8 protein-coding genes are annotated in these 13,138 nt (G+C 45.4%); 7 read left to right on the top strand and 1 reads right to left on the bottom strand.

Annotated features, from left to right (window positions below):
• Positions 1–186 precede the first annotated feature (186 nt).
• Positions 187–1,461, top strand: a complete 1,275-nt coding sequence (locus QL919_RS08555; protein ID WP_290189132.1) for a DUF1176 domain-containing protein — start codon at positions 187–189, stop codon at positions 1,459–1,461.
• Positions 1,462–1,693: 232 nt separating this feature from the next.
• Here QL919_RS08555 and tnpB read toward each other — a convergent pair whose 3' ends face one another.
• Positions 1,694–2,845: an IS200/IS605 family element RNA-guided endonuclease TnpB gene (gene tnpB, locus QL919_RS08550; RefSeq protein WP_290189131.1), complete on the bottom strand. Its 1,152-nt coding sequence runs from the start codon at positions 2,843–2,845 to the stop codon at positions 1,694–1,696.
• A gap of 572 nt (positions 2,846–3,417) precedes the next feature.
• On the opposite strand from tnpB, the gene QL919_RS08545 reads away from it, so the two are divergent.
• From QL919_RS08545 to QL919_RS08520, 6 genes are all read left to right on the top strand, one after another.
• On the top strand, positions 3,418–5,088 hold the full coding sequence (locus tag QL919_RS08545; protein WP_290189130.1) for a DEAD/DEAH box helicase: 1,671 nt from the start codon (positions 3,418–3,420) through the stop codon (positions 5,086–5,088).
• A gap of 237 nt (positions 5,089–5,325) precedes the next feature.
• On the top strand, positions 5,326–6,570 hold the full coding sequence (locus QL919_RS08540) for a DUF819 family protein (RefSeq protein ID WP_290189129.1): 1,245 nt from the start codon (positions 5,326–5,328) through the stop codon (positions 6,568–6,570).
• Between the two features lie 291 nt (positions 6,571–6,861).
• Positions 6,862–9,432, top strand: coding sequence for an excinuclease ABC subunit UvrA (gene uvrA / locus QL919_RS08535; RefSeq protein WP_290189128.1), 2,571 nt, complete (start codon positions 6,862–6,864; stop codon positions 9,430–9,432).
• A gap of 196 nt (positions 9,433–9,628) precedes the next feature.
• Positions 9,629–10,081 (top strand): hypothetical protein, encoded by a 453-nt coding sequence (locus tag QL919_RS08530; RefSeq protein WP_201574762.1) that lies wholly within the window; start codon positions 9,629–9,631, stop codon positions 10,079–10,081.
• Positions 10,082–10,150: 69 nt separating this feature from the next.
• The gene (locus tag QL919_RS08525) at positions 10,151–10,894 is read left to right on the top strand and encodes a M90 family metallopeptidase (protein WP_290189127.1); all 744 of its coding nucleotides are present in this window, start codon (positions 10,151–10,153) and stop codon (positions 10,892–10,894) included.
• Positions 10,895–11,295: 401 nt separating this feature from the next.
• The gene (locus QL919_RS08520; RefSeq protein ID WP_290189126.1) at positions 11,296–13,059 is read left to right on the top strand and encodes a hydantoinase B/oxoprolinase family protein; all 1,764 of its coding nucleotides are present in this window, start codon (positions 11,296–11,298) and stop codon (positions 13,057–13,059) included.
• Positions 13,060–13,138: the final 79 nt, after the last annotated feature.

The following is a 13,138-nucleotide window of genomic DNA, read 5'->3' as shown; positions in this document are numbered from 1 at the left end:
TATATTTAGCAAAACTATATACTTTTTTGCTTACATAATGGTACATTATCATAACAGATAGAAACATTGATACGTTAAGATAGCAGGCCACCAATCCTAATGGACAGGTGGTTATACTTCTTCTATTGATGAGTAACGATTATGAGGAATGATAACGGTAATTTGAGCAGCACAAGCCTTAGCCCTATGAGCAAATATGATTTGAGTGTTGGCGATATCGCAGCTAATATTGTGAATAGAGACAGGGCTACTAATGTGAGTCATCATGGTATGGATAAAAACCATGCGCAGAGTAGTAAGCATCTAGACATTGCTGAGCTCTCTACATCAGACCTCATAACCGACCCATCAAATTCAAAAATAATAATAAAGAAACCTCTATTAATGATGAAAAATAAAATATTACTTCCAATGTTTGCCGCTATCAGTGCGGCTTTTTTTAGCACAGCCAGTATCGCGGGCACTGAGCTCACCAGTCAAGATTGGCAGGTTGCCTGCGATAATACCCGCACTTGCCGGCTGGCAGGTTACCAAGCGGATAACAACAGTGAATATCCCGTATCGATATTATTGGTACGTCGGGCTGGTGCGAATGCCACTGTCGATGGCAAAGTGAAGCTAGGCGGCGCTAAAGAAAGCTCGTCTAAAGCGCTCATGCAGTTGGGCAACCGCCATCGTATATCGTTGTTTATTAATGATAAAGACTTTGGCGAAACCAAGCCGTTTTCAACCGCTACTGGCAATGCTGAACTGACGTCAACACAAGTCACAGCGCTCATCGATGCTTTGAGCAAATCAAGCAAAATCGAGCTTGTACTACGTAACTCACGCTGGCATCTGTCTGACAAAGGTGCTAGTGCCGTCATGCTAAAGGCAGATGAGGTTCAAGGTCGAGTAGGGACACCAAGTGCTTTTATCGACAGTGACAAGGCGACCAAATCTAATAGTTCGGTGTTGTCACCTAAGCCTGCGCCGCAGTTAAGTTTGGTATTACCGGCCTCTAAAGCGGCAGTAAGAAATAATAAACAGTTTATGATGAAGTCATCTGAGTTATCCGCGTTAATGAAAACCACCTTGAAGGATGCAGATAGCACTTGCCCTAAATTATCTGATGCCTCATCTTGGCGCATCTTTAGACTCAATAATAAGCAGTTATTGGCAAAGCATGATTGTTGGATCAGTGCTTATAATAGCGGTACAGGCGTATGGGTCATCAACGATCGTAAGCCTTATAATCCTAAGCTAGTGACAACCATCGCGACAGACTTTGATAAAGGTAAATTAACATCAGTACAAAAAGGGCGTGGTATCGGTGATTGTGTTACTAAAATCGACTGGGTATGGACGGGTAATGCTTTTGAAAAAAGCCATGAAAGTACCACAGGACTTTGCCGTATGATTGAAGCGGGCGGGGCATGGCAGCTGCCAACCTATGTGACTGAGGTTAATATAGCGAAATAAAAACTCAGAAATGCTATAAATGGCCAAAACCTTCAATAACATGTAAATGCTTTACCACTTACAAGCAGCTTAGTGAATAGCTGCATCTTATTGAAAAAGTGGCCACTGCCAGCAGTCTATCTGAGGGTTGAACAGACCTTTAATGAACTACCCACCACCTATAGAGGTGGCGGTTTCTTAGGTAATACCCATACTTGATACGATATTTTGTATCAGTGGTTAGGCAAATGGACTAAGCTAACCCCGTCGTACCGACGGTTTTGAGTGTTGCCAGCCTTAGTCCTTCGTTGAGGATGTTGATACTGGCGTTGATGTCTCTATCATGCTTTTGCTGGCAACTCGGACAATTCCATATTCTAACCGACAGCGGCAATTCAGCTTTAGTCAGTAGATGGTTGCAGTTTGAGCAGGTCTTAGAAGAGGGATACCATCTATCAACCTTGATTAGCGTTTTGCCGTACCATTCAGCCTTGTAGTTCAGCATGGTGGTGAAGGTTGACCATGAGCTGTCTGATATGGCTTTAGCAAGCTTTTTGTTCTTAACCATGCCTTTGACGTTCAAGTCCTCAATCGCAATCACATCGTGGTTTTTGATGAGAGTGAATGAGAGTTTGTGTAGAAAGTCTTTTCGGCAATTCGTGATACGCTCGTAGACTTTGGCGACTTTGAGTTTTTGCTTTTGATAGTTGCGGCTGTCAGACAGCTTGCGTTGATTCGCTTTAGCAACGGCTCTACGTTTGGTTAATATTTTTTGCTCTCGCGCAAGCTTGCTTTGCAGCTTAGATAGAAACTTAGGGTTAGCAACTCTTGTACCGTCTGATAAGACGATGAAGTCTGTTAAGCCTAAATCAATGCCGATGTTAGAGTGGGTTTTTGGCAGTGTTGTAGCGATGGTTTCAACCAATAGGCTGACAAAATACTTACCTGTAGGCTCTTTACTGACCGTGGAGCTCTTAATCAAACCATTTATCATGGCTGGAAACTTGGCTTTGATATGACCAATCTTAGGCAGTTTGACGGTGCTATCTGTGATCGCTACTGTGCCTTTTTGATTATTGGTAGTGTAGCTGTCACGATGGCCTTTTTTTTTGAATTTTGGGAAGCCTGCGCCTTGCTTGAAAAACTTGTTATAGGCAGCTCTTAGGTTTTGTTGGACGTTAGCCAGTGCCAGGCTATCAACTTCTTTGAGCCAATCAAACTCTTTCTTATAGTGAGCAGGAGTATTTTTAAGCTCGGTCTTATGCTCGTTGTAATGATCAACCTTGTCACTAAGCATCCTATTCCAGATAAAGCGTGTACAGCCGAATGATTTGGCAAAGAATATTTGCTGTTCTTCATTGGGGTACAGCCTGACTTTATGGGCTTTTAGGATTTGTTTTGGCATGAAGCTATTGTACCATACCAAAAGTCTGACGCATTCATCCCACTACTTTAGAAGTAGGGGAATTCTGCGCTGAAAATGTTAAAAAAGGTACATATAGTTTTTTATTGTGTTATACTGCGTCGCCACGTTAGCAATGACTAGCGTGTATTATGAGATTGATAACATCGCCTGCGATTTTGGGTCTAGGATTGACCGAGAGTAATTGTTGCCGATGATTTTGTGTACTTAAATAACGCTTCACTAAAAATTGTTATTTTTGACTCATATCTTATCTACTGAATCATAATTATGGTTTAGATTGGTTGTTATTTGACTTTATCTGCTTTGGACAAAGCATCGATAATGCGCTTATATCAAACAAGGATAAGACACTCGGCACTACCACCAAAATACGTCAGACAGCACGAACGCATTTATTGTAGAGGCTCTAAGCTTTATTGGCTTGGCTTCTGATTATCGACACTTATACGTGGTCCGGTAATTCTTTAATAAAGGCAGCGTGGTGAACGGTTATCAGTGGTATGCATCAAGCTTGCTGAATTTACAGCAACTTATACTTACCAAGGATTCTCATGACTGATATCTTATCTGCAATCGCCGCTGAAAACGGCATCATCGAAAACACTGACACCCCAAATACTACTTCAAATACTGATACTCAAGCGGCAGCTACTGACGCCACTGATGAAGATCAAGTAACCTTTACTGACCTTAATATTGCCAAGCCGATTTTGACCGCGCTTGATCGCAGCGGTTATACCAACCCAACACCTATTCAAGCACAAGCCATTCCTTTTGCTTTAGCGGGTCGCGACTTATTATTGTCTGCACAAACCGGTAGTGGTAAAACAGCGGCATTTGTTATCCCAGTACTTGACCGTCTAAGCCGTGCTACTAGCTTTGACAAATTGACTAAAGCTCTTATCCTAACGCCAACGCGTGAGCTTGCTCAGCAAGTACATGATAGCGTTCGTACATACTCTAAAGACATGCGCGGCTTGTTCTGTGTACCATTAGTTGGCGGCGCACCATACAATGGTCAGATTACTGCTTTGAAAAAAGGCGTTCAAGTAATCGTTGCAACTCCTGGTCGTCTACTTGACCATATCAATGCGGGTCGCGTTGACTTATCAAACCTAGAAGTACTGGTACTTGACGAAGCTGACCGCATGCTAGACATGGGTTTTGCTGATGATATCAGTGACATCTTGCGCGCTGCACCAACAGATCGTCAAACGATTATGTGTTCAGCAACTTGGGATGGCCCAGTAGGTAAAATCGCTGCCAGCTTCACTAAGAACCCTGAGCGTGTCTCTATCAAGGTTGAGTCAGCACACATCGAAGAAAAAGTATACTACTGTGATGATTTCGATCACAAAAATCGTTTACTTGATAAAATCGTTTGCCATAAAGATATGGAACAGATCATTATCTTTGCTGCTACCAAACGTAGCACTGAAAAGCTGGCAAAACAGTTACAAGAAGCCGGTCACAAAGCAAGCTTCCTACATGGTGACTTGCCACAAAGCAAGCGTAACCGTATCGTTCAAGACTTGCGTAATGGTAAGTGCAAAATCTTGGTAGCGACTGACGTTGCTGCTCGTGGTCTAGACGTGCCAGCTATCTCGCACGTAATCAACTATGACTTGCCACGTCAAACAGAAGACTACGTGCATCGTATCGGTCGTTGTGGCCGTGCTGGTCGTACTGGTATCGCTATCAGCCTATGTAGCATGGATGATCGTCCACAGTTAAACGCTATCAACCGTTACTTAGATCGCAAAATGGAAGTATGTGTCATTGAAGGCATGGAGCCTAAGAAGACTTACGTACCTAGCGAAAACAAAGGTAATGGTCGTGGCCGTGGTCGCGGACGCTCTAACGGCGGTGGTGGTCAAGGCCGTGGTCGTTCAGGTGGTGGCTATGCTGGTAAATCTAGTGGCGGTGGTCAAGGCCGTGGTCGCTCAAGCGACAGCAACACTGGTCAACGCGCTAGCAATGACAGCGGTTATCAAGGCAAACCACGCGATTCATCTGGTAAGCCAAATGAGCGTTCAGGTGGCAAGCCATACCAAGGCAAGCGCAGTGGGCCAAGCCGTGGTGATAGCGCTGGTGTTCCACGCGGTGAGCGTGCAGCAACTGGTCGCGGTCGTCCAAGTGGCAGCCAAGGTCGCCCAGCAGGTCGTTCTGACAGCCGTGGCACAGGTCGTCCAACTGGCGGCAACCGTGGTAAAAACTCGTAATACCGTTATTGCTCACGGTTAATGAACGCTGAATATATGGTTGATTCTTTAATCGTATAACGTAGCATTAGAAAAGCCAGATACTTGTTATCTGGCTTTTTTGCGTTTGCTTACTGGTAGATTTAGGTGAATATTAATAAGTGTTCAGCACTGTATAGATAAATACCAGCTTGCACCTATTTTTTGCCTTGTCTATACTGACTGGCTTTGACCAATCGTATATTCCGGAGACTTCTGATGCCCGCCACCTCAAGTTTAGCAATAGACAGTCTGCCACTAGCGTTTGGCATCATTATGGCCATTATCGGCTTGGTGTTTTATACCCAAGGGCTGCCCGGTAAGTTTTGGCGACGCTTTTATGCCATATTGCCGGGTATCGTACTGTGCTGCTTTATACCAGCGACACTGAACAGCCTAGGCGTTTTCGCTGACGGTATTGGCTCACAGATTTATGGCTTCACAGCCACCTACTTGTTGCCTGCAAGTTTGCTACTAATGACCTTGTCGATGGATGTCCCAAAGATATTAGGACTGGGCTGGAAAGCGATTGCCATGTTTTTCGCAGCCAGTATCGCCATTGTCATCAGTGGTCCGATTAGTCTAGGCGTGGCTAAGTGGATATCGCCCAGTATGTTTACCGATGATACCTTGTGGCGTGGGTTTTCGGCAGTGGCGGGTAGCTGGATTGGCGGTGCGGCTAACCAAGCAGCAATGAAGGAGCTGTTTGGTGTCAGTGATGATTTATTTGGCATGATGATTTTGGTCGATACGACCAATGCCTCATTATGGTTATTGGCTATCTTGGTCATGGCTAAGCATAGCGATAAGATAGATCGTCTATTAAGGGCTGATAGCAGTAGTATTGATAAAGTCATCGCAGCGGTTGAGAGTTATGAGCGCGATCATGCACGTCCAGCGACAATAAACGACTTAATGGTGATGTTTGGCTTATGCTTTGCGATGGTAGGGGTGGCACACTTTATCGGCGGGCAGATAGCAGGCTTCTTTGCGCCATACAGCTGGGCAGTACAATACAGCTTTGCCAGCTCATTCTTTTGGATGGTGGTGATTATCACCTTGATAGGTGTTATCTTCTCCTTTACCAAGATTCGCAGGCTCGACCATGTTGGGGCTTCAAAAATCGGTACGGTATTTATCTTTGTATTGATTGCTGCTATCGGTATGCAAATCAATCTGGCCGGCATCGTCTCACAATGGCGTTTATTGCTCATTGGTCTATTATGGATGAGTATTCACGTCGTGATTGTCTTTGCGGTCGCTAGACTCATTCGTGCGCCATTTTTCTTTTTGGCGGTCGGCTCCAATGCCAATACGGGCGGCGCGTCATCGGCACCGATTGTCGCTACGGCATTTCATCCATCACTTGCGCCAGTTGGAGTATTCTTGGGTATTCTTGGCTATGCGGTGGGTACGTTTGGTGGTTATATTAGTACGCAGATGATGCGGCTGGTGGTGGGGTGAGAATATTTTATTTTCTCTTATTTCCTATTTCCTATTTCGGATATTAGATGCTTATAGAAAACAAGACCCGCCTAAAGGCGGTCTTTTTTTAGCTCATTAATTCCCGAGCGCTACTAACAACTGCTGATTGTTTAAGTTATCGTTTTGTCTATCTATGTATTAATACGTAAGCCTATCCATAGCTATCGATAGGTACGTGTTAACCTTTCTTCAAATAGGTATCTGTCTGCATTTATAGATATCTCACTACGTCTCTTATGAGAAAAACGATTTGCGAGGAATGATAACTTTATGGCTAATTCTAATAAAAATAAAATTTCCGACTGTTTTAACAGTCATGTGCATAATCAGAATCAAATTCAAGTCAGAGGCGCACGTGTTCATAATTTAAAAAACGTTGATGTTGATTTACCGCGTAATGCACTAGTCGTCTTTACGGGTATATCAGGCTCTGGTAAATCATCTTTAGCCTTTGGGACTTTATTTGCTGAGTCACAGCGCCGTTATCTTGATTCCGTATCGCCTTATGCGCGGCGTCTGATAGATCAGGTCGATGAGCCGGATGTCGATGCAATAGAAGGGTTACCACCCGCGGTCGCATTACAGCAGCAACGCGGTACGCCCTCTGTGCGCTCATCTGTTGGTAGTGTCACGACCATATCGAACGGCCTGCGTATGCTGTACTCACGAGCTGGCGAGTACCCTGCGGGTCAGGAGATGCTATACGCCGACGCATTTTCGCCCAATACGCCAGAAGGGGCATGCCCAACGTGCTCGGGCATTGGTCGTGTGTTTGAAGTCACCGAAGCGCTGATGGTGCCTGATGCGACTAAAAGCATTCGTGAGCGCGCTATTGCCTCATGGCCGCCCGCGTGGCAAGGGCAGAACCTCAGTCGTATATTAACGACGCTTGGCTATGACATTGATACGCCATGGAATAAACTTCCCAAAAAGACCCGCGACTGGATTCTATTCACTGATGAGACGCCGACGGTGCCTGTCTATCCTGAATATAATATCGAGCAGACACGTGAAGCGATTGAAAAAGGTGAGAAGCCAAACTATATGGGCACCTTTACCAGTGCAAAGAACTTTATCTTGCACTCATTTGCTAATACCCAAAGCCCACGCACCAAAAAACGTGTTTCGCAATTTATGCAGATATCCGAGTGTTCTGAGTGTCATGGGAAGAAGCTAAAAAAAGAATCGTTATCCGTTAAATTTGAAGGGCTAGATATTGGCGAGTTATCGCAGCTCACCTTAACCGAGCTAGCGCTTAAACTCGAAAAGACGGCTCGCACCAAGGTCGCTAATGAGACACCCAACCGCGAAAAAGCCATCGTTGCTCAGCGTATCGCCAGTGATATTCTCGCTCGTGTCGAAGCATTAACGAGACTGGGCTTGGGTTACTTATCACTTGAACGCACGACACCGACTTTGTCGCCAGGTGAGTTACAGCGTCTGCGTCTGGCGACCCAAATTCGCTCGCAGCTGTTTGGCGTAGTCTATGTGCTTGATGAGCCATCCGCTGGCTTGCATCCTGCTGATACACAGGCGTTGCTGGGTGCATTGGATGAACTCATCGCTGCTGGTAACTCAGTGTTTGTCGTTGAGCATGATGTGAGCGTTATCCGGCATGCTGATTGGGTAGTAGATGTGGGGCCAAAGGCTGGCACGCACGGTGGTGAAATTGTGTATAGCGGCCCTGTAGAGGGACTACGTGATGTCGCTTATTCACAAACGGCTCAATATCTATTTACTGATACTGATACTGATTTGGCGGATTCAACGACAAATCAGCTATCTACACCATCACTAAGACAGCCAACAGCGTGGCTAAAGCTGGCTGGTGTTGAACGCAATAATATACAAGGGTTAAGCGTTGAGTTTCCGCTAGGCGTTATGACCAGCGTCACTGGCGTATCTGGCTCTGGCAAATCAAGTCTTGTGAGTCAGGCATTGGTTGAGCTTGTCAATGAGGCTTTAGGACAAAAAGCGCACGTGGATGCTCCAACGGGCGAAGCGGATTTGCTTGAGCAAGAGTTTGAAACGGTTACGAATGGCAAAATCATTGCTGGCATGGACAAAGTCAGTCGTCTTATTAATATCAATCAAAAAGCCATTGGTCGTACACCGCGCTCAAACCTTGCGACCTATACTGGACTGTTCGATAATGTCCGTAAATTATTTGCGGCAACTGAGCAGGCCAAAGCGCGCGGTTATGATGCGGGTCGCTTTTCATTTAACACGGTCAAAGGCCGTTGTCCAAATTGTGAGGGTTTAGGTTTTGTCAGTGTTGAGCTGTTGTTCCTGCCTAGTGTCTACGCGCCTTGCCAAGTCTGCCATGGTCAACGCTACGATGATGAAACGCTTGAAATCACGTATCGAGATAAAAACATCGCTGAAGTGCTAAATCTAACGGTGGAAGCGGCTTATGAGTTCTTTGCCGATGAGGCGTCTATTGTGCGTGCACTAGCTGCATTACTCCAAGTCGGGCTCGGTTATCTGCGTTTGGGTCAGCCGGCGACTGAGCTATCAGGTGGTGAAGCCCAGCGCATTAAGCTAGCAACTGAGCTGCAGCGCACGCAACGAGGTGATACGCTCTATATCCTTGATGAACCGACCACCGGTCTACATCCAGCAGACGTATCGATGTTGATGGCGCAGTTGAACGGACTCGTCGATGCGGGTAATACCGTCATTATGGTTGAGCATGATATGCAAGTGGCCAGTAATAGCGACTGGATTATTGATATCGGGCCAGGGGCAGGGGATGAGGGCGGACAGATAGTCGCTCAAGGCACACCTGATGAAGTGGCAAAGTCAAAGACCAGCCGAACTGCGCCCTTTTTATTAGCGTAACGTTAATTGGCGTAGTGTTATCGATTAAAGTACTATCGTTAGATGGGTATAAATAAGATGAGATAGATAAAAACCCATTTGTCGCAAAATTTGCGTTAACTGCCACAGGTAGTAAAACCTACTCAGTATTTAATACAGGTTATACCTCTAAATATCTACAATATGTGAACGACTTAATTTACTCAAGGATATAAGTATGAATGCACAAGAATCGGTTTATCAAGCCTCAGTAGTTCTAGTGCAGCATTTCTCTAGCTGTATTAAACGAAAAAAAGCAGGTATTCCATCAGGAGTGCACTCTAGGATTTTATCTCATATTCTTCACCCAGAAGCGGAGTTTGTTGCTGTCGGAAGATCACAAGCGGTCGTAAATGGAGCAACTCCTTATCCAGAGCATATTGTTCCGTGCTCAACTATAATATGGGAATCAATTCGCTTACTTGAAAAAGGAAAACCAGAGGAGGAGGTTGCTAAACTAATAGCTAAACATTGGAAGATTGTATTCATCTCCAAAAACGAAGCAAAATTTATTGATACTAAAAAGGGGCTAAATCTTCAACGTAGTATGCCTAAAGATTGGGATTTTGAAACTGATGATAGCTTTGCGCGCTTAGATTTAGCTGAAATAAAGGTTTTACCACTAGATTAGAGTTAATAATAAGACTTAAAGTTAAAAGCAAAACTCCTCTATTAGCAATAAGGTAAGGATACAATATCCATGTTTAGCATAATAAAAGACTGGCGCGAGCAGCGTATATTGGATAACAGCGAGTTTACTGATGCAGATTGGATGCAGGCTGCTGAGCGTATTGTCATACTTGATAGGTTAGACAAGGATGAAATGTCTCGTTTGTTTGAGCTGGCGACATTGTTTTTGGATGACAAATCTATTAATGGCGCTCATGGTTTTGAGATTACAGATAGCATCAGGCAGTCTATTGCTTTGCAAGCCTGTCTACCTATCTTAAACTTAGGGCTTGAATGGTACGCTGGCTGGTCGTCAGTCATCATCTATCCTGGTTCGTATAAAAGCGAAACCAAAACAGTAGATGAGTTCGGTATTGTGCATGAGGGCACCCAACATCGTAGCGGAGAAGCGTGGCAACGCGGGCCGGTCATATTGTCATGGAAGGATGCCAAGCACTCAGGCGAACGTGATGGTCACAATGTCGTCATTCACGAGTTTGTGCATAAGCTCGATATGCTTAATGGCCGTGCTAATGGCTTCCCGCCACTACAGCCCGATATGAACCCTGAGCGTTGGACAACAATTATGAGCCGAGACTTTGAAGACTTTCAAAAGCACCGTAAATCAGGACTGGATCGCTATGGTGCGACCAATCCAGCGGAGTTCTTTGCAGTGCTTAGTGAAGTGTTTTTTGAGACCCCGCAAAAGCTGGTAGACGCTTATCCTGATATTTACGACATTATGGTGAAGTTCTTTCGGCAGACACCGATGTAATCACAGTAGTTAAATAGATCAGAAATACTAGGGCGTGTTGAACATTTAGAAATAAAAGGCAATGAATAGAAGACTGGGGCAGTGCATCGTATGTGATGCACTGCCTTTTTTGTTTTAACTTATTTTATTTTAACTTCAACGCTGGCAGGCATGAGAAGCAAACAAAGTTAGATTGTTATGGACACCAGTGTACACTCACAGTCAAAAACCCTGCACTGTCAGCCAATCTATTTGCCAAAAACCCCGCTATAGTAAAAAAGCTTAGTCATTAGGATGGATGACAGCCAGACAAAGAATGAGGGTATTTGTAAACATAAACGGCCACATCGGCCTATTTTACATATCACTTTTACATAGTCTCTCATATCTTCTGATATAAATTACTAGACAGGGAGTCTCACATGAGCAACGCTCACACTTCAATTGATCCTATTACCTTGTCCGTCGTACGGGGTGCCTTAGAAACGGCACAGCGCGAGATGACGACAACCTTAGAAAAAACCGCCCGCTCTAGTGTCTTCAACCTAGCTCACGATTACAGCAATGCGTTGTTTGATCATCTGCCTGAGATGATTTTGCAGGGTCAGGATATTCCTATTCATTTAGGTTCACTCATGCCAGCCATGAAAGCCGTTGCCGAATATTATGGCGATGATATTCATGAGGGCGATGTTATTTATCACAACGATCCTGTGATGATGGGCAGTCATATCCTAGATTGCTGTATGTATAAGCCCGTATTTTATCAGGGCGAGTTAGTATTTTGGACAGTGTGCAAAGGTCACGTCACGGATATCGGCGGCCCAGTACCTGCAGGCTATAACCCAGATGCCAAAGAGATATATGCCGAAGGCCTACGTATCCCGCCCATCAAAATCTGGGAAAAAGGCGTTAAACGCCGTGATGTCATCAACTTAATTCACAGTAATATGCGCTCTCGTCGCAACCAAGAAGGCGATCTCAACGCTCAGTTTGGTGCTTGTGCGGTTGGTGAGCGTAACATGATTGCGCTGCTAGACAAGTATGGCGTCGAGACAGTACGCGCGGCAATTGAAGAGCTAAAAAACATGGCTGATACCCATATGCGCTCTTTAATCGCCTCTATCCCAGATGGTCAGTATCATGGCGAAGCGGTGTTGGAAGATTCAGGGCATGGTTTGGGCGACTTGACCATCAGCGCGGATATTGAGATTACAGACAGCGACGTGCACATCAAGATTACCAGTCCGCCGCAAGTGCCTTACTTTATCAACTCCTACGCGGGAAATTCGATGTCTGGTGTGCTGCTGGGACTGATGATGTTTGCGCAAGTAGATCCTCCATATAACGAAGGGCTATATCGCTGTGTCACGGTGGACTTGGGCGAGCATGGCACACTGTGTAATGCTAAAGAGCCAGCTCCTCATGTCAACTGTACCACCACGCCGATGGAAACTTTGACTGATGCCGTACGTATGGCATTTGAAGATGCTGCCCCAGATCGGGTGATTGCCTCTTGGGGTCATGCCTCTGGCATCAATATCTCAGGCATCGACCCAAAAACGGGCGAGCAGTATGTGACCATGATTCTAGCCTCGATCATCTCTGGTGCGGGCGCGACTCAGCAGATGGATGGCTGGCACGCTTGTGGCCCATTGTGCTGTTTCGGTGCATTAAGCTCTGGTGATATCGAGCTGCTTGAGTATCAGTATCCCATCTTGATTCATAAATATGGTCTGGCAGAAGATAGTGGCGGCGCAGGCGAGTATCGCGGCGGCTGCGGCACGGTATGGGAAGTTGAGCCATTGGGTCATGAGATGACGGTGGTGGCATTCGGTGAAGGCCGCGAGCATCCGACGATGGGCGCTGCAGGTGCTGAGCAAATTTCACCTGAGCTGAAGTTAGGACGCTTGGAGATTATCCATAAAGACGGTGTCACTGACCTATATAAGCAAAACACCGTGACCGAAATCCAACCTGGTGACCGTGCGCGTAATACCAACCCTGGCGGTGGCGGCTACGGCAGCTCGTTTGTTCGACCCATTCCAGCCGTATTAAAAGACGTACTAGAAAGAATCATATCAGTAGCAGCGGCTAAGACTGAATACGGAGTGGTGATTGACCCACAAACACTGGCAGTCAATGAAGCCGAAACAGAGGCGCTGCGTCGTAAGCTGACGGCATAGCTATATCAAAATCAAATGGCAAATGGCAAATGGCAAATGACCAAATAACATTACGACACTGAACTGATATTAAATAATT

This window comes from Psychrobacter sp. APC 3426, from assembly GCF_030408035.1.
Taxonomy (GTDB): domain Bacteria; phylum Pseudomonadota; class Gammaproteobacteria; order Pseudomonadales; family Moraxellaceae; genus Psychrobacter.
This window is presented reverse-complemented; position numbering and strand designations above follow the sequence as displayed.